Below are 18655 nucleotides of genomic sequence, written 5' to 3' on the forward strand. Positions count from 1 at the left end.
TCTTTTTGTTCTTTCTATTCGTATCTGAGGCCGTCTGAACAATCATTTTTTTCAGACGGCCTCGGTATTGGGATAATCGGTCAATCAGGATTTAGAGATTGCCATGCTCGTAGCTGTAATAGCCTGCTTCATCCATACATTGCTCAAACGTTTTGGATGTATTTCCATTTTGAACTTGCGATTTGCAGGTATTGATTTGGCGGGAAACTTCAGCTTCGCTCGCGCCGGTACGGTGCCAACGGTAAGCAGTAACAGGCTCTGTCGCGCAGGCGGTCAAGATAAGCAGGGATAATGCGGTCAGACTGATTTTTTTCATGGTTTCTTCCTTTGAGGCCGTCTGAAACGGCAAGTTAGCGTCCTGCCAAGCTTTGTGCCTGACGGTGGCGGACAAGGAGTTCGTAACGGCCTTTGAGGCGCTCGGCCAGTTTTTCTACAACATAAACGGAGCGGTGCTGACCGCCGGTACAACCGATGGCAATCGTTACATAACTGCGGCTCTCTTGCTGCAGGCGCGGCAGCCAGCGGTTTAAGAAATGCTCAATATCATCAACCATTTCTTGAACCAAAGGCTGCTGGCCCAAATAATCTTGAATGGGCTTGTCCATGCCGGTAAAGGGGCGTAATTCCGGATCGTAATACGGATTGGGCAGGCTGCGCATATCAAACATAAAGTCGGCATTGTTGGGAGCGCCGTATTTGAAACCAAAGGATTCAAGAATGACCAGCAAACCGACACGTTCAATATTGAGCCATTGTTGCACAGCATAACGCAGCTGCTGCGCGTTCATTTTGGATGTATCGATGCAATATGCGATGTCCCTAAGCGGGAAGAGCCACTCGCGTTCTTTTTGCAGGCTTTCCAACAAAGTCAGGTTTTGACCGGATAAAGGATGGCCGCGGCGGGTTTCCGAGAAGCGGCGAACCAACACGCCCTCTTCCGCCTCAACAAAAAGGACTTCGACCTGATGTCCTTCGTCACGCAAATATTGGATTTGCTCTTGCGCTTCTTGGATATTGATACCGGAACGGATATCAACGCTGACACCGAGCTGAGTTTCTTCGCCGCGTTCAATATGGTACAACACCAGCGAAGGTAACATTTCCAAAGGCAGATTATCGACGCAATAATAGCCTAAATCTTCGAGTTGTTTGAGGGCTACGGATTTTCCTGAGCCGGATAAGCCGCTAATCAGGACGATTTTCATGATTTTGTTCGTTTTCTTTGAGTTGTGTTTGATGGCGTTCGAGGAATTCTTTGGTGCTGTCTTTACCGCGCAATTGAAGGATGTAATTGCGTACTGCAGCTTCAACCAATACTGCTAAGTTTCGACCGATTGCAACAGGCAGGGTAACGGAGCGGACGCTGACGTTGAGGATAGATTCAGTTTCGGTACGGATGCTCAATCGATCGAGTTGTTTCATGTATCCGTCGTCGGCCGGAACCAAATTAATAATCAGCTGGAGGATTTTTTTCGGACGGATGGAGGTTTCGCCAAAAATATGGCGGATATTGAGTATGCCCAAACCGCGTACTTCGAGGAAATCACGCAACATAGGCGGACAACGGCCTTCCAACATTTCCGGGCCGGTACGGAAAAGTTCGACCGCATCATCGGCAATCAGGCTGTGGCCGCGCGAAATCAGCTCCAATGCCAATTCGCTCTTACCCAAGCCGGATTGTCCGGTAATGAGTACGCCCACTTCAAATACATCCAAAAATACGCCGTGCTTGATGGTGGAAGTAGCCAATGTACGTTGCAGATAAATCCGCAAAACGTCCATCAGGTGCGGACTTTCCTGCTTGGAAGTCAGCAAGGGAATACTGTTGGTATGGCAATAATCGCGCAATTTGGGCGAAACAGGCAAGCCGTTGGCGACGATGACCAAAGACATGGGAATATCGAAAAGCTCGCCGAAATCGTAGTTGAGCTCGCCCGATTCCAAGCGGCGCAAATATTCGGCTTCGGCTACGCCGACAACTTGAATTTGGTTGGGATGGATAAAGTTTAAGTGGCCGACCAAGGCCAAGACGGGTTTATCGGCTTCGACACCGATACGGTTGTCCGCGCCGGAATTGCCGGCAGCCCAAGCAAGTTCGAGTTTGTGCTGATTGTCGGAAAACAGGCGGCGGACGGATATGCTGGGCATGAATTACTCTTCGCTCAGGAGTGTGCGTACTTCTTCGGCGGAAGTAGCTGCCATCAACGCTTCACGGATGGCTTTTTGAGAGAATCTGCCGGCCAGTTTGGACAAGACTTCCAAATGTTCGCCGGTAGCGTTTTCAGGCACAAGCAGGATGAAAATCAGGGAAACGGGTTTGCCGTCGGGCGCATCAAAGGCGACCGGCTCTTTGGTGCGGATAAACGCACCGGTGGCTTTTTTCACGCATGCGTGACGGCCATGGGGAATCGCCACCCCCTGCCCCAAACCGGTCGAACCGAGTTTTTCACGAGCAAACAGGCAGTCGAACACGTTGGCATTCGGTAATTCTGCTTCATTCTCCAGCAGCTGTGCGGCCTCTTCAAACAGACGCTTTTTGCTGCTGACTTCCAAATCCAAAACGATATGGGACAAAGGTAAAATTTCGCCGATCAGGCTCATATGTATCTCTTTTAAATGTCGCAAAACAATGGGATTGTACCGATTGTCGGTGCAAATCTCAATCCTGAGGGCGTAATTTACACTCGTCCCGCTAACATTTTCCATGTTGTTTTTGATATTTTTTAACGAGCCATAAACAATCCAACCATTTGATTATGATTGATTTAAAGTAAAAATTCCATCATTGGCTAAATCACGGTTTAAATAAAAAGGAGTATGTCCGGCATACTCCTTTTCCCTTTCTTTTCAAACGGCCCCAACCTCGTTTTTTAAAACAATTTGGAAACCAAAAACAACCAGAAATAATGGCAGACCAATCCGCAAAACCACGCCAAGCCGATGCGGTTGTTGGCCAAAAACGTTTGGAAGCACAACTGACGGTCGCGCGTACGGATGGCGGCATATTGCTGGCACTGCCAATACGCGGTTATCGGCAATACCAGCCAATACGGCCAAGTTGCGCCGATTTTGATACCCAGCACCGCCATCAATACCGTAAACCAAAAATGGCAAAGCATGGCTGCGCTAATGTCGTGATGGCCAAATGTGATTGCCGAAGTTTTAATGCCGATTTTCAAATCGTCTTCTTTGTCCGCCATGGCATAAATCGTGTCGTAAGCCAGCGTCCATAAGGCATTGGCGGTAAACATCAGCCACGCTTCGGGAGGCACTCGGCCTTGCACGGCGGCAAAGGCCATGGGGATACCGAACGAAAATGCCAGTCCCAAATAAAACTGCGGCAACGGGAAAAAGCGTTTGGTAAAGGGATATGTGACGGCCAGAAACAAGGCCGGAAGGCTCATCAGCCAAGTAAAGCGGTTGAGCGGTACCAAGCATAAAGCCGCCATCAGACACAGCATGACGGTCAAAAGCAGCGCTTCGGTTTTGGAAACCAAACCTTTGGCAAACGGGCGGTTTTTGGTGCGCTCTACTGCGCCGTCAAAATTGCGGTCGGCAAAGTCGTTTACGACGCAACCTGCGCTGCGCATTAAAAACGTGCCTGCAGTAAAGGCAATAAAAATATCCGCGTCGGGAACGCCTTTAGACGCAATCCACAATGCCCAATAAGTCGGCCACAGCAAAAGCAGGGTACCGATGGGTTTGTCGATGCGCATCAGTTTGGCGTATATCACCATCCGTCCGACAGCGTAACGCGGTAAAAATTGTAGGAAAAAGCGCCGTATGTTCATTGGTGTAATGTGTCGTTGTATATGTATGGATGCTGAATGAAAGGCATTTTTAGAGCCTTAGCTCTTATTATAATTTATTGCCGTCTGAAATCAAACGAATCTTAATGATTTAATTTGTTGTATTATAACAGAATTATGACAAATCTCAGCAATCGGTTTTCTTTTCAGACGGCCTTATCGGTATAAATCCATTAATTTCAATAAGAAATATTCTGTTAATTCCAATATTTCGCCGTTCCAATTGAAATACGAACGGCGCGCGGTAACAGGCCGTCTGAAAGACGGATGGTCGACATCTTCAAAACGAAGAAACTCAAAATCCGAACGTTTCAACGGCAATGTACCGTCAAACAGGCGCTCGCCCAAAGGCTGCGTTCCGCAATCCAATAATTCTGTCCATAGACGGCTATCCGGTAGGCACGCGCTTCTAGCTTGTATCACTGTTTCGCCGTCCAATTTGAGCAAAACATCGCGCACAAAGATTTCGTCTCCGTTTTCTGCTCCCTTCGTCAAACCCAAATACACCGGCTCGACTGAAAAATCCTTACCTGAAGCGCGCAACGCAGCGGTTAGCGAAGAAACGGTCAGCAAATGTTCGGCCTTAGACGGCAGAACACTTGAAGCTTCGGCATATGAACAAAGTGTGCCACGCGGTATATCAAACGCCATTTACCACCTCTGTTTTGGCCAACTCCTGCCATTTGGCTTCGGGAAACTCATCTTTCAGACGGCCTTTAAGATATTCCAAGGTATCGCCGGCAACGGTTTCATCTTTGCTGTCGTGAATATGGTTGAAAATCAGGCTGTGCAAGCTGATACCGTATTGTTTGAGCGCGGCGAAGCTGAGCAGGGTATGGTTGATGCTGCCGAGCCGCCCGCTGGTAACGAGAATAACGGGATAAGCCTGTTGCTGAATATAATCAATGGTTAACAGGTTTTCCGTCAGAGGAACCATCAATCCGCCCGCGCCTTCGATTAATACGATTTCGTATTGTGCCGCCAGTTGCTGCGTGGCAGTGCGGATTTTATCCAAGTCCAAAGCCCTGCCGTCCAGACGGGCGGCGAGATGGGGCGAGGCGGGATAGCTGAAGATTTCGGGCATGGTCAGCCGCTGTTTGTCGGCTTCCTGCATGGGTATGCCCATAATTTTGCGGTGGACAGCGATGTCGTCGGAGATGTTTTGGCAACCGGTTTGCACAGGCTTTTGCGTGATCACGCTTTTGCCCTGCTGCAACAATTGTTTTGCCAACATGCCAGTAGCAACAGTTTTGCCGATGTCCGTATCGATACCGCTGACGAAGTAAACGCCTTTCATTTGTTGTGTTCCTTCAAGATTTGTACGGTTTTGTCGGCAAGTTCGGTCAAGAGGTCGTCTGAAATGATGTAAGGCGGCATGAGGTACACCAGCCTGCCGAATGGGCGCACCCAAATGCCCTGAGCCACGCAATCCGCCTGAAAACGCGCCATATCCACGCCTTTTTCCAGCTCAATCACGCCAATGGCACCCAAAACGCGCACGTCTTTCACGCCGCGGATGTCCCATGCAGCTTTCAGACGGCCTTTTAAGATACTTTCGATGCGGCGGATATTTGCCTGCCAATCTTGGGACAAAAGCAGTTTGACCGAAGCGCAGGCAACGGCACACGCCAGCGGGTTCGCCATAAATGTCGGTCCGTGCATGAACACGCCCGCTTCGCCGCGCGAAATCGTTTCGGTAACTTTTTGTGAAGTGACTGCCGCCGCCAGCGTCATATAGCCGCCGCTCAAACCCTTGCCGATACACATAATATCCGGCACGACCTCCGCGTGTTCGCAGGCAAACATCTTGCCCGTGCGCCCGAATCCAGTGGCAATTTCATCAAAAATCAATACGATATCAAATTCGTCGCACAAATTGCGTAATCCGCGAAGATATTGCGGATGATAAAAATACATGCCGCCCGCGCCCTGCACGACAGGTTCCAAAATAAAGGCGGCGATATCCGCATGATGCGCTTCAAACAAGGCACGGACAGGCTGCAAATCCGCCCCGTCCCATTCATCGTCGAAACGGCTTTTCGGATTATCGACAAAATAACGCTGCGGCAACGCGCTGCCGAAAATATGGTGCATCCCCGTTTCTGGATCGCAGACGGACATCGCGTTCCAAGTATCACCGTGATACCCGCGCCGCACCGTCGCAATATTCTGCTTCGCGGTCAAACCCCGCGCCTGCTGGTATTGCACCGCCATCTTCAGCGCAACTTCTACCGAAACCGAACCTGAATCCGCATAAAAAATACGGTCCAAACCCTGCGGCAAAATCCCGACCAATAATTTGCCTAATTCCACCGCCGGCCCATGCGTCAAACCGCCGAACATCACATGCGACATTTGCTTAATCTGCGCCTCAACCGCCTGATTCAAAACGGGATGATTGTAGCCGTGTATCGCACACCACCAAGACGACATCCCGTCAATCAGCCGCGTACCGTCCGCCAATTCGATATGCACGCCCTCCGCACGGCGCACCGGATAAACAGGCAACGGATCGGTCATGGACGTATAGGGATGGAGCAGATGGACGCGGTCGAAATCGAGCAGGGAGGAATGTTCGGACATATTCGTTTTAAAGATAGATTGACAATTCTCGTTATTATATAACATCTTTACCTTTTCAGACGGCGCGTCTTCCATATTGCATCAGCGCCAACCCGATTACAGCCGCCAAACAGCCGGTAACCAAGGAAACATGCAATGCCTCACCCAAAAACCAAGCGGAACACAAAATACCGAATACCGGCACCAAAGTAATGTACGCCGCCGCGCTGCCTGCGCCCAAAGTCTTCACGCCCTCGAAATACCACGCATAGCTCAAGACCGTTGCACCGACAGACAGGCCAATCAAAGCAAACCAGCCCCTGCCGTCCATTTCGGCAAGCATACCAAACGGCAGGCAGTCTAAAATCAGCGCAGGCGGCAGCAACATCATTGCACCCAGCCAAGCGGTGGCCACGGTAACCGTCAGCGCGTCAATTCCCTGCAACACCGCCCGGCCTATCATCGTATAAGTGACCAAGCAGCAAAGGCTGCAAAACACCAGCACTTCGCCCCACCCTATGCCGCCGCCCGACAAAAACGCCGCAATCTCACCATGCGTACCCGCCCATACCGAGCCTGCCACTGCCAACAACATACCCGACACAATCTTGCCATTAAGTTTCTCGCCAAATAGCAAAGCCGCAAAAAACATCGTCAACACGGGATTGAACGTGACCAACACCGTTGCCCTTGAAGCAGGAATCCGCTGCAAACCCAGCATAGACAACACAGTAAAACCAAATACGCCGAATGCCGCCGCCAATGCCAATCCAAGCCATTGTTTGCGCGACAAAACCGCCAAAGTACGCAACCGATACCGTGCAAACAACCAGCCCAAAAGCAAGATCGCCGCCGTCAAAAAGCGCAGCATACCGCCCGTTAAAGGCGGCAGCGCCTGTCCCAACATCCGCCCCATCGGCCAAGATGCGCCCCAAAACGCCGCCATGCCCAATAGTTTTAGATGGATTGCCAAATGTTTCATAATTACAATAAATGGATAACTTGGATAATCGGTTTAGAAAGCGTACAAGCGCAGTTTGGAAGGATAAATTTCCTTAGCCGCCGATACTTGATAGAGTTTGCGCGGATAAAATACTACGCTGAATCATTACGGAAACAAAGGCCGTCTGAAAGACTGAAACCCAGCTTTTTCAGACGGCCTTTACTGCTCAATCAATCAGGCTTACAACTCAATGCCTTTGAGTTTTGCCACGGTATTAATGTCTTTATCGCCGCGACCGGAGAGGTTGACCAAAATCACTTGATCTTTGCTCATTTTCGGCGCATTTTTTACCGCCCAAGCTACAGCGTGGCTGGATTCCAGCGCAGGAATAATGCCCTCGAAACGGCAGAGCAAATCAAAAGCTTCGAGTGCTTCGTCGTCTTTGGCAACGGTGTATTCCACGCGGTTGATGTCGTTCAAATGGCTGTGTTCCGGGCCGATGCCTGGGTAGTCCAAGCCTGCAGAAACGGAGTGTGTACCCAAGACTTGACCGTTTTCGTCCTGCATCAAATAGCTGCGGAAACCGTGCAATACGCCGATGGGGGCTTTGCTGGTAATCGGCGCGGCGTGGTCTGGGGTGTCCACGCCCAAACCGCCGGCTTCTACGCCGACCAAACGTACGTTTTCTTCTTCGATATAGGGATGGAACAAACCGATGGCATTCGAGCCGCCACCCACGCAGGCAACGGCAACATCAGGTTGGCGGCCGATGGCTTCCAACATTTGTTCTTTGGCTTCATTGCCGATCACGCATTGAAAATCGCGTACCATTTCGGGATACGGCGCCGGACCTGCGGCAGTGCCGATGATGTAGAACGTATCGTCCACGCGCGCCACCCATTCGCGCATGGCTTCGTTCATCGCGTCTTTCAATGTACGGCTGCCGCTGTCGACGCTGACCACGTTCGCACCCAATAATTTCATGCGGAACACATTGGGCATTTGACGTTGGATGTCGTCCGCACCCATGTACACGTCGCAAGTCATGCCGAAGCGTGCGGCAACTGTGGCGGAGGCCACGCCGTGCTGACCCGCGCCGGTCTCGGCAATCACGCGCTTTTTGCCCATGCGGCGGGCGAGCAATGCCTGACCGATGGTGTTGTTGACTTTGTGCGCGCCGGTGTGGTTCAAATCTTCACGCTTCAGCCAAATTTGTGCGCCACCCAAATGCTCGGACAATCGCGCGGCATGGTAAACAGGGCTGGGACGGCCGACATAGTGTTTCAAATCATGGCGGAATTCTTCCCAAAATGAAGGATCTTCTTTCGCCGCTTTATAGGCTTCTGCCAATTCTTGCAAAGCCGGAATCAGGGTTTCGGAAACATACAGACCGCCGTGTTCACCGAAAAAGCCTTTCTCGTCGGGAGCGTGATAGTTTTTCATGGAATTTTTCCTTGTTCGTTTTATGGTTTCAGACGGCCCGATTCAGTAAAGGGTCGTCTGAAAGTAAAAATTGTCAGCAATTATAGCCGTTTTCCATTCATCTTGTCGGCAACTAATTGAATAATAATATCAGCAGACAAAATAGGAACAACAGCGTACTGCTCGATGTTGCAAGCAATGCCGTACCCAACGGCGGCGCGATATATTTTTCTTCGTTTTTGTTTCTCAGACATAGTTTCAATGCCAACATCCCCAGCCACAGTGCCAGCAACCAACAACCCAAAAAGTTAAGCACAAGCAAAGCAATAATCAACTCATTGGTATTTATGGTACTTGTGTTCAAAAATATCCAATTTAGGCCGTTAACAGACATAATGACTGCAGATATTTGTATCACATATAAAAGCGTTCCGCCCAACAATATCTTGATCTGCCATTGTTTGGCCTTCAGCCACACTGAGACGACATTAAAAAGCCACCACAAAGCCATAAACGTCATTAAAGAGATTTCATAACGGTCCATCGCCCTACTCCTGAAAAACAGTCAATCCAGCCGTTTCAAAAAAAGCCCGATACGCCGCCGCTTTTTTTGCCAAACTCAAAGGATAGGCGCGCGAAGTTGAAGGCAGGCGCGTCAGGGTCAACTCACGCCCCGCATAGGGGAACGGCACTGTTTCGCCGGTTTTCGGCATTTTCATGCCGCTGCCTTGAATCTCCAACAAAACTTCGGTTGCCTTGCCGCCAGTGGTGCAAAGATGGTGGCACTCGGGCATTTGCGCCAATACTGCCGCCAAATCGACGGTTTCTATCACTTTTAAAAATTTATCCGAAGCATTGCCCTGTTCGCGTATTGCCTTCAACACGGTCGGACAGGATGCAATGCCCTTCTCACTTAAAAACGCTTTGATTTTATCGGCATCAAACGCTTTTTCGCCCTGCTTTTGAAAATGCGCCGCATCGCCGAAAAACACCAGCCCGTACACGCGCCACATATCGTTTTGAAAATTCGGATAATGAAACTGCATCGCGTGTTTTTCTTCTTTAGGCGGAAACGTCCCCATCATCATGACCGTTGCCTGCGGCGGCAACAAGGCTGCGAAGGGGTGGGACTCAACGATTGGCTCTTGCATAGCTGTATTCCGGTTGCTTTGAATTCAAACAAAATTTCAGACGGCCTTTACCGCCTGAATAAACGCCGCCATTTTCTCCCTGCTCTTCATCCCGCCGGAGATTTCCACGCCGCCGGACACATCCACCGCCGCCGCACCACTGATTTTCACCGCTTCGGCAACGTTTTCCGCAGTCAATCCGCCGGCAAGTATCCACGGTTTGCCGATATTGCCGTGCAACATGGTCCAGTCGAAACTTTGTCCCGTACCGCCGTATTCGGTCGGATGATAGGCATCAAACAGCAAAGCGCGGGCATTCGGAAATTTGGCACAGGCCGTCTGAATATCGGCAGCGGACTGTACGCGCACGGCCTTCAAATACGGGCGGTCAAACCGACGGCAAAAATCATCGTCTTCATCGCCGTGAAACTGAATCACATCTATCGGCACCTGACGCAAAATTTCACGGATGGTTTGCTCGTTTTCATTCACAAACAAGGCCACCACCGATACAAACGGCGGCAAATTTCTCACAACCGCCTGCGCATGCTCAATATTTACAGCCCGTTTACTCTTGGCGTAAAACACCAGCCCGATGGCATCCGCGCCCAATTCGGCCGCAGCCTGCGCATCTTCAGGTCGGGTAATACCGCAAATTTTGGTGCGTATGGTGTTCATGGCGATGGCCTTTTTAAACAGATGGGTCGGATATTATATAGTTAACAAACACAAAGTTTAAGGCCGTCTGAACATGAAATATCAAGTTCAGACGGCCTTAAACTTCAAAACAACCATCAGCCGATAATATTGGCGGCCGTCAGCTGCGCAGCATCTTCGTTGTAGAAACGTGCAAACTCTGTGCTGCTTTCAGCTCCTGCGCCCCGATACGCCAAGGTTTTTTGGGCGCTGTTGAACACAAGATACGAGCGGTCGTGGCTGAATGTATCCACATCGCGAACAAACAAATCCGCCCAGCTAACCTGGCTTTCTTTCTCATTGAGCAACGAGCGCATGGCGCTCAAATCCAACTTGTCTTTGACCGGATTGAAATCCAGCAAGTGATCCAGTTTACCCTCGCGGACATCCCACGCAGTAAATGCCACCGTATCTTTACCCTCGCCGGTAACAATGGTATCACCACCCAGTCCGCCTGCCAGATAATCATTGCCATCGCTGCCTTTCAATACATCGTCAGCCACGCTGCCATGCAAGGCCGCTACGCCTTTGTTGTCTCCACTGATGCTGATAGACCAATCGAAGCCGTTTTTGCCTAAGTCGATTTCCTTGCCGTTTGCCGCATACGCCATCTTATCGCCCTGCTGGTGCGCCGTCATTTCCACGCCTTTGAGTGACAGGACGTTACCGGCCGTATCCTCTGTCTGAACCACGGCAAGCATGGGCCGGTCATCGGTATAAATGGCAGAGGTACCGGTTGCGTATGGCGTTTCTTGGGCATCATTACTGCTGCTACCCCATTTGTTTTCAATGCCGTCTGAAAAACCGTCTTGGTCAGAATCCCTCAAATAAGGATTTTTGTAATGCTTGTCGATACGGTTACCTTGGGAGAAGTATTGTTCAAGTTCGGTATCAGACTCATAAAAGCTGGTCATATTGTGTTTGCCCCATACATCATCGCTTTTGAAATCTAAAACCTTGGCTTTCGGATATCTGCCCAATCCTTTATGAACTTGGGACGCAGCAGCCCCAGCAGCTGCACCTAGAGCAAAGCCAAATGGTCCAAACAAAAGTCCACCAACTACTGCACCAATACCCGCACCTGTTTTACCAGAAAAACCATCTCCAACCCATTCACCTTTGATTACATAGGAATTGGTTTCATACAGATGGCGTGTCTGTGTTGTATCCGAGTTGTCCGTGATACGTGTTTCCGCCATTTTATCGGCCATGTCCCGTGCTTGTTTTAAAGCTTCGGGCGAATCGCTGTCCACATTCAAAACAGCCGGATTAAACAGACTGCTGCGTTTGAAATCACTTGCCCAATCATTACGCTGTTGCATGGTATGTGCGGCAAAGTATTCTGCAAGATAGCCGCCCAACGAATGTCCGGTCGAATACACATTTTTGGCATGAAGCATATCAATATAACGGGCAATGTCATTCAGATATTTGGTTTGAGCCGGCGAATTACCGGTCATAATGTTCAAATCAGCCAAAACATCTTTAATGCTGGTAGCCTGCGTACCTCTAAACGCTACCACGACATTTTCCCAACCGCCATTTTTGTTCGCATTGCCGAAAATCGCATAATCCAAACCGCCTCCCGGACTACCTGCCTTAAGCAATGTCCATTTCCCAACCAATTCAGATACATTGGCCTGATTGCTAAAATATTTGTCGTTAATATTCTTAGCAATAGAAGCATATTGCGTATTCCACCAATAATCGCCTTTAAACAAAGTATGCAGTTCAGATGGAGAATGATACGCCAATGATGAGAACATCCGTAAATCGCGCTCGGAAACATTCCACTCCTGTGGATTGCGGTCAATGGCATCGACCAAACCGTCGCCATCACTGTCTTTTGTAAAGATAGAATGCTGCGCCTGTTTAGCACTGGGGCGGACAATATCATTGGCTCTTTTTTGAGTGGCAATATTTTCCCAATACTGCAAAGAGGCCGTCTGAAGGTACTGCCCTTGTTCGGCGGCATGTGTGACGGCATGACCATCTTTGTAAAGCACACGCATGGTCACGCTGTCTTGACTGGTATCATGTTCGGGGTATCTAAAGGTTTTTGCAAAATCTACCTCTCTATCCGAAAATTTATAATTGGATACAGATGAATAGGTCTTGTGTTGCTCTTTAAGGGTCAGCGTTTCGCCTGTTTCACGAATCGTAAATACCCAATCTTTGAGGGCCGGATTACTGACACTGGGACGGCCAATCAGACTGATATCCTTCGTACTCAAACCTTCAAAATGAATGCTGTTATGGCCCAGATTGTCTGAAATGACATCATGGCCGCTACCACGGCGGAACACATAAGTATCGTCTCCGCTACCGCCTTCAAGCGTGTCATTTCCTTCACCGCCATCCAAATAATCATTACCGGCATCGCCGCGTAAAATATCGTTGCCGGTACCGCCGTAAAGTTTGTCGTCACCATCGCCCGCCAACAGCAAGTCATAGCCTGCCTCTCCGCGAAGCACATCATTACCTCGGCCTCCGATCAAACGGTTGTTGCCGATGTTGCCGATTAGGACGTTGTCGGAATGGTTGCCGAAGCCGAAATAATTGCCGCTGCCGGTCAAGGTCAGGTTTTCGACATGAGTCGGCAAACGGTAAGTCATACCTGTGTAGACCGTATCAATGCCGCCATTGGCTTCTTCGATAACGACATCGTTTTGACTGTCCACATAATATGTGTCGTTGCCATTGCCGCCGCGCATGATATCTGCACCGACTCCGCCGTCTAAAACATCGTCGCCTTCGTTTCCTTCCAAATAATCGTTGCCATGATCGCCACGCAAAATATCGTTGCCGTCGCCACCATAAAGTTTATCGTCATCATCGCCTGCCAGCAGTAAGTCATTACCCGCCCCACCGTAAAGCACATCCTTGCCACGTCCGGCGCTCAAACGGTTGTTGCCGCTGTTGCCGATAAGGACGTTGTCGGAATTGTTGCCAAAACCAAAAATATTACCGTGGCCGGTCATCGTCAGGTTTTCAACATAATTTGGCAACGTATAAGTCGTATGGGTATAAACCGTATCCGTACCCTCGCCGTACCTTTCAATGATTTGGTCATTCCTGTTGTTCACAATAAAGGTATCGTTTCCTAAACCGCCGTAAAAAATATTGTGTCCCAAGCTGCCATACAGCACATCATCACGACGCGTGCCGATAATCACTACGGACTCTTCGTTATTAGGTTGGTTTTGAGTTTCAGCCATTTCTTTTCCCTTTGTTAAATTTAATTTGAATGCGCAATAATGCGTTTAGATTATATAAGCAAGCTAAAAACAAGTGAATTTATTCAGCCAAACAGATTCAAAATGCTTATCAAATTAACAACAGTTATAAAATGACTTTGTAATTATTCCCCTATTTTATACTGCCTATTTTTTCATCAAAATCAATTTATTCTTTATTATCAATAATTAAACCAAACTATCCACAATTGGATTCACACAAAATTTGGATAATGCCCGTCAAACAAAAATATTACGGCCGTCTGAAAAAGTCTTTCAGACGGCCTTTTAGCCTTTTTACTCAAACGGTTTCTTCTGCCAATAAAACTTGTCCTTTTTCAGACGGCCTCGGAACACATCGTCTTGACCTAAAACAAACACCAATGCACCTGACAAATCCGTTCTCAACAAAGCAATGCCGTGCGCACGGACACGATTTTGTACGGCAACGGTCGGATGTTTGTAGGCATTGGCATAGCCGCTGGATGCTACGGCATATTGCGGCGAAACCGTATGCAGAAAGCTGCCTGACGAAGCCGTGCTGCTGCCGTGATGTCCCAATACCAACACTTGGCTATACAGCGCATTGCCGTATTTCTCAATCAAACCGGCCTCACCCTTCACCCCCAAATCGCCGGTTATCAACAAGGCTTTGCCGTTTGCCACGACACGCAATACGCAGCTCTGATCGTTATCTTCCTTACCCGTATTTTCAGACGGCCTGAGCAACTCGAAATCTACGCCGTCCCATTGCCATTTGTCTTCTTGGCAAAACTCTGCATTCGGATAAAACTCAGGTTGTCCGGCAAGCAATTTATCGGTACCGACAGCCGCGACACTTTGAAAACCGCCGTCATGATCAATATCATGGTGCGACAAAATCAGGCTATCCAAACGGCGCACGCCCATCGCATTCAAACTCGGCACAATACCTGTTTGCGCCACTTGCTCCGTTCCCGTATCAAACAAAAGATTACGGTTACGCGTTTGTATCAACACCGACAAACCTTGTCCTGCATCCATCACCGTAACTCTTGCCACCCCCTCCTCCAACGTGGCAGGACGGTAAAACACAAAACCCAATAAAACCAAACATGCCCAAGGTTTCAAGCCCATTCCTTTAGGCAGCAATAACAGCAAAGCCGCCATCATCGCCAACACCAGCAAAGGCACGGACGTCGCTGCAACGGCAAATTCAGGCGATACCGTAGCCAGCCATACCAAACCGCGTAAAGTATATTCCGCCAAAAATGCCGCTACCAACTGGACAGGTTCAAAAGAAAAAACCGAACCCAGCAAAGCCAACGGCGTCAACACCCAAGAAAACCAAGGAATAGCCAGCGCATTGACCAAGGGACTGAGCAAAGGTAACGAAGCAAACAAATAGCCCAGCAATACCACCGACAATACCGTCGCCGCCCATTGCCCCCGTACAGCCAAACGCCAGCCCGATTCTTTCAGACGGCCTGATGAAGCCCAAATCAAAGCAGCAACCAAACCGAAAGACAACCACGTTCCCACACCCAATACGGCCAACGGGTCCAACAACAAAACAACGGCCAAAGCCTGCCACCATGCCGCCCAGCCCGAGCCGCCACTGCCGCGCCACCATGCCCACGCAAACGCAGCCAACATCAACACACTGCGTTGCGTCGGTACGGAAAAACCGGCTAAAAGCGCATAAAACAAAGCCCCAGCAACACCGCCGGCCAATATCCACACACGCGGTTTTGCCGGAATCCACGGCGAATAACGAAAAATTCGCTTGATCAGCCAGGCAAACAATACCGCCACCATCGTCACATGCAAGCCCGAAATACTGACCAAGTGTGTCAGCCCCAAAGGCCGGAATGCCTGCCACAAAGGCGGCCGCAACGCCGATTGCTCACCAATACTCAAAGCACGCATCAGCCCTATGCCGTCTGAAAACTCAGGATATTTATCCTCTATTCTCTGCCAACTTTGGCTTACCGCATCACGCATATTAGCCAAACCGAAACCGCCGCCTTGACGCACGAGTTTCCTGTCGCGTCCCAAAGTACCCATGCCATCGATACCATTGGCCAAAGCCCATGTTTCACGGTTCAAACCGCGCACATTCACTTCGCCAATCACCGGCTTGACCCGCGCCGATACAGACCACCGACTACCCACCATCCAATCGCGCCGCTGATAATCTGACAACATCAAATCAAAAGCCTGACCACGCTCATCCCAAGCCCTTGCCGCAAACTGCACGCGCCGACCATCATCACGCGGCATATCCGCCACTTCAATCGTCAAAACTTTAGTCGCCACCTCCCCTACAGGCCATTGACCGGCCAACACCAGCCCTGTCCGCCACACACCAAACGCCATGCCCATGCAGGCGGCCAGAGCCAACCAAGCCATATCAAATCTTCGGCACAACACAAACATGCCCATCATTACAGACAACCAAACCCACCATGGCGGCACAAACGGCGACGCAAACGAAAGCACTACCCCAACCACCCAGGCAGGCAACACAAACCGCCACGCCATGAACGTTTTCCCTTAAATTATGATTATTGGATATGTAATAATAAATGCTTTTAGTATGTTATGACAAATATTTGATTGCAGAATTTATGACCTGAATCCGTCCGATTTTGTCGTAGACGTAATGGAGTACGCCGCTTCTTTGGTCGGCGCTTTGGATCAGGTTGCCGGCTTTGTCGTAGGCGTAGCGGCGGTTAAGTACGGTACAACAAAGGTCGTCTGAAAGTTGGTTTTCAGACGACCTCTATATTAAATGTTAATGAGATTGTTAAAGAACAAATGGTTCAGACGACCTCAAAGAAAATAGTGAGGTCGTCTGAAAAACAGAAACCGCGTGCGTGCGTTCCGTTCGCACTCTACATCGGAATTGGAGGTTTCATTGGCTACAGCTTGCTAATCGCTTAAAAATTAAACATATTAAGCATTATAATTTAGATAATCTTTAATAAAATATTCAAAGCTATTCCAATGTTTGCTGAATTGTTTATTTTCTATGAACTTTTGAATATTAGGAGCCTCTACAAAAAAAACCTCGTCGGTATTTTTATCATATAAGATATAATCATCTAACTCATTATTTAATAACGAAAATAATTATCAGGCAATCCAATATTTTTTCTCAAAATTTCTGTTTGGCTACTTGAAAAATCCTCTAAGTCCATTGCCAAATCAACCAAATATCCAATTTTTCCATAAATTTCATCACTATATGTTGACCAAAATTCAACAAAGTCATGATTTATTTTTCCAAACCCTAATCTTTTGAATAATTCACGATATTTATTTTGATTTTCTGGCAATATCCTACCAAATTCATCATCAAGATATTCTTTAAAATTAGTATCTAACATAACAAACCTCTTTGATATAAATATAAGTAAATTGACCTTAACATTTTCCAGCTTTTCTTCTGCGTCTTTTTTCTGCTTTCGCCCTATCTTTCCAATATTACTTTCTATCCTTATCAAACGCATTTCTATCTACTGGGAAATATGGATGCTTACCGCTTCCATCAACTTTCGTCAATTCATAGCTAGTTTTAGATGAGATTGTTAAAGAACAAATGGTTCAGACGACCTCAAAGAAGATAGTGAGGCCGTCTGAAAAGAAACCGCGTGCGTGCGTACCGCACACACCCTACGTCAGGACTAAAGGTTTTGTGCGGGCTACTGCTTGCTGTTTATTTCTTAATATATTTTTCTATATATCTGTATTGATCTTGTGTACATTTAACTGAAAAAAATATTTTTCCACTTATAATACTTTGAGCAGAAAAAATATCTTTCTCATATTTGAATTTTATTTTACTTAACGGAATCATTCCTTTTCCATTTTCTTTCCCACAAAAAAGCTTATATTGTAACTCATTATTACTTATACCTATGTCTCCACAAGTTTTTTGACTATTATATTCTGATACAATTATATTCAACCAGCCATGTTGAAAATCATACGAGTAATGTGAAACATAAGGTAAATTAGAAGAGGAGGATACTATTAGAGATAAAATTGAACTTAAAATAGATTTCATAATTTATTTACCATTTAATTTATTAATTTTCTTAGCTAACGAAGCAGGAGTAACCCAACCAGACATTTTCATTTCTTTAATATCAGTAGCTTGACTTGCTCCATATGCAAAACTTGCACACTGCCTATTTCGTAAATTATATCTAGAAGTTTCTATATTTTTATTATTAAAGTCCCTTATATAGGACTCAACCTTTTTCATTTGATCATCATTCAAATCATAACTTCTTGATACCAAATACTTACTATCCAAATACCTCGTATCATTAAAACTCATAGTCCCCCCATATCACTAACCAAAATACTAGTAATATCTTTTGAATTATATCTAAACCCTTCTCCTCCAGGCCATTGACCTATATATTGAGTTCTGCCATTTTTTTCTAATCCAATAAATGCATGTCCTACAAAATCATGTGTATCAGAATAAATTGTTAACTTTCCGCTTAATCCTAATGAGTCAATCCAAGTCTGCATATTCGGTGCAAACAAATACAAATTATCCCCACCCAACAGCCCAATCGGGTCCTGATTCACAAACCGCCCCGCCTCAGGCTCGTAATAGCGCATCAGGTTGTAATGCAGCCCGGTCTCTTCATCGAAGTACTGGTTTTGCAATCTGAACGGCTGATGGGCGTTCCGATAGACGCGTTCATCCTTTTTCAGACGACCCCAGGCGGTGTATTCGCCGTACCATAAGAGATTGCCGTTGATGTCGGTCATCTCGCGCGGGATGCCGACTTGGTCGTTGTGGAAATAGGCGATGTATTGTTTGCCGTCTTTGGCGTTGTCAAAGACTTGCGCCAG

Annotated in this window: 20 protein-coding genes; 1 reads left to right on the plus strand and 19 read right to left on the minus strand. The window is 47.9% G+C overall.

The annotated features are described in order from the left end of the window. Window positions 1-91: 91 nt before the first annotated feature. The 15 genes from HMPREF2596_RS08295 to HMPREF2596_RS08365 all read right to left on the minus strand — a co-directional run bounded on the left by HMPREF2596_RS08295 (window position 92) and on the right by HMPREF2596_RS08365 (window position 16189). Window positions 92-316: a protocatechuate 3,4-dioxygenase gene (locus HMPREF2596_RS08295; protein ID WP_039862229.1), complete on the minus strand. Its 225-nt coding sequence runs from the start codon at window positions 314-316 to the stop codon at window positions 92-94. A 34-nt stretch (window positions 317-350) separates the two neighbouring features. Continuing rightward, window positions 351-1205: an RNase adapter RapZ gene (gene rapZ / locus HMPREF2596_RS08300; RefSeq protein WP_070850694.1), complete on the minus strand. Its 855-nt coding sequence runs from the start codon at window positions 1203-1205 to the stop codon at window positions 351-353. Then, the gene (gene hprK / locus HMPREF2596_RS08305; RefSeq protein WP_003747372.1) at window positions 1186-2148 is read right to left on the minus strand and encodes an HPr(Ser) kinase/phosphatase; all 963 of its coding nucleotides are present in this window, start codon (window positions 2146-2148) and stop codon (window positions 1186-1188) included. Before hprK ends, rapZ begins: the two co-directional genes overlap by 20 nt. A 3-nt stretch (window positions 2149-2151) precedes the next feature. Further along, on the minus strand, window positions 2152-2601 hold the full coding sequence (gene ptsN, locus HMPREF2596_RS08310) for a PTS IIA-like nitrogen regulatory protein PtsN (RefSeq protein WP_070608114.1): 450 nt from the start codon (window positions 2599-2601) through the stop codon (window positions 2152-2154). 269 nt (window positions 2602-2870) lie between these two features. Next, entirely contained in the window at window positions 2871-3791 is a 921-nt protein-coding gene (gene ubiA, locus HMPREF2596_RS08315) for a 4-hydroxybenzoate octaprenyltransferase (RefSeq protein ID WP_070850695.1), read from the minus strand. 174 nt (window positions 3792-3965) lie between these two features. After that, window positions 3966-4460, minus strand: a complete 495-nt coding sequence (locus HMPREF2596_RS08320) for a chorismate--pyruvate lyase family protein (protein WP_070850696.1) — start codon at window positions 4458-4460, stop codon at window positions 3966-3968. Continuing rightward, window positions 4450-5106: a dethiobiotin synthase gene (gene bioD, locus HMPREF2596_RS08325; RefSeq protein WP_070850697.1), complete on the minus strand. Its 657-nt coding sequence runs from the start codon at window positions 5104-5106 to the stop codon at window positions 4450-4452. Before bioD ends, HMPREF2596_RS08320 begins: the two co-directional genes overlap by 11 nt. Continuing rightward, complete coding sequence (gene bioA, locus HMPREF2596_RS08330; RefSeq protein WP_070850698.1) at window positions 5103-6392, minus strand: adenosylmethionine--8-amino-7-oxononanoate transaminase; 1290 nt, start codon at window positions 6390-6392, stop codon at window positions 5103-5105. Before bioA ends, bioD begins: the two co-directional genes overlap by 4 nt. Before the next feature lie 55 nt (window positions 6393-6447). Further along, window positions 6448-7353 carry a DMT family transporter gene (locus HMPREF2596_RS08335; protein ID WP_070850699.1) on the minus strand — a complete coding sequence of 302 codons (906 nt, stop codon included), beginning with the start codon at window positions 7351-7353 and terminating at the stop codon, window positions 6448-6450. Between the two features lie 201 nt (window positions 7354-7554). Next, window positions 7555-8757 carry a tryptophan synthase subunit beta gene (trpB, locus tag HMPREF2596_RS08340; RefSeq protein ID WP_070850700.1) on the minus strand — a complete coding sequence of 401 codons (1203 nt, stop codon included), beginning with the start codon at window positions 8755-8757 and terminating at the stop codon, window positions 7555-7557. A 112-nt stretch (window positions 8758-8869) separates the two neighbouring features. Further along, entirely contained in the window at window positions 8870-9280 is a 411-nt protein-coding gene (locus HMPREF2596_RS08345; protein ID WP_070850701.1) for a hypothetical protein, read from the minus strand. Between the two features lie 4 nt (window positions 9281-9284). Then, window positions 9285-9887 carry a DNA glycosylase gene (locus HMPREF2596_RS08350; RefSeq protein WP_070850702.1) on the minus strand — a complete coding sequence of 201 codons (603 nt, stop codon included), beginning with the start codon at window positions 9885-9887 and terminating at the stop codon, window positions 9285-9287. Window positions 9888-9923: 36 nt separating this feature from the next. Then, window positions 9924-10544, minus strand: a complete 621-nt coding sequence (locus tag HMPREF2596_RS08355) for a phosphoribosylanthranilate isomerase (protein ID WP_070850703.1) — start codon at window positions 10542-10544, stop codon at window positions 9924-9926. Between the two features lie 116 nt (window positions 10545-10660). Continuing rightward, window positions 10661-13780 carry a M10 family metallopeptidase C-terminal domain-containing protein gene (locus HMPREF2596_RS11620; RefSeq protein WP_070850704.1) on the minus strand — a complete coding sequence of 1040 codons (3120 nt, stop codon included), beginning with the start codon at window positions 13778-13780 and terminating at the stop codon, window positions 10661-10663. Window positions 13781-14095: 315 nt separating this feature from the next. Next, window positions 14096-16189, minus strand: coding sequence for a DNA internalization-related competence protein ComEC/Rec2 (locus HMPREF2596_RS08365; protein WP_283140414.1), 2094 nt, complete (start codon window positions 16187-16189; stop codon window positions 14096-14098). A gap of 25 nt (window positions 16190-16214) precedes the next feature. Here HMPREF2596_RS08365 and HMPREF2596_RS11625 point away from each other — a divergent pair, with 25 nt between their 5' ends. Continuing rightward, on the plus strand, window positions 16215-16337 hold the full coding sequence (locus HMPREF2596_RS11625; protein WP_283140415.1) for a hypothetical protein: 123 nt from the start codon (window positions 16215-16217) through the stop codon (window positions 16335-16337). Window positions 16338-16896: 559 nt separating this feature from the next. Here HMPREF2596_RS11625 and HMPREF2596_RS11630 read toward each other — a convergent pair. The 4 genes from HMPREF2596_RS11630 to HMPREF2596_RS08380 form a co-directional block, all read right to left on the minus strand. Continuing rightward, on the minus strand, window positions 16897-17292 hold the full coding sequence (locus tag HMPREF2596_RS11630) for a hypothetical protein (protein ID WP_283140416.1): 396 nt from the start codon (window positions 17290-17292) through the stop codon (window positions 16897-16899). 206 nt (window positions 17293-17498) lie between these two features. Beyond that, window positions 17499-17849 carry a hypothetical protein gene (locus HMPREF2596_RS08375; protein ID WP_070850706.1) on the minus strand — a complete coding sequence of 117 codons (351 nt, stop codon included), beginning with the start codon at window positions 17847-17849 and terminating at the stop codon, window positions 17499-17501. A 3-nt stretch (window positions 17850-17852) separates the two neighbouring features. Next, entirely contained in the window at window positions 17853-18125 is a 273-nt protein-coding gene (locus HMPREF2596_RS11310; RefSeq protein WP_141762672.1) for a hypothetical protein, read from the minus strand. Further along, window positions 18122-18655, minus strand: a 534-nt coding sequence (locus HMPREF2596_RS08380; protein ID WP_283140417.1) for an RHS repeat-associated core domain-containing protein, incomplete at its 5' end; no start/stop codon positions are given. The genes HMPREF2596_RS11310 and HMPREF2596_RS08380, both read right to left, overlap by 4 nt.

Origin of the sequence: Neisseria sp. HMSC078C12 (genome assembly GCF_001838065.1) — a bacterium.
GTDB lineage: Bacteria > Pseudomonadota > Gammaproteobacteria > Burkholderiales > Neisseriaceae > Neisseria.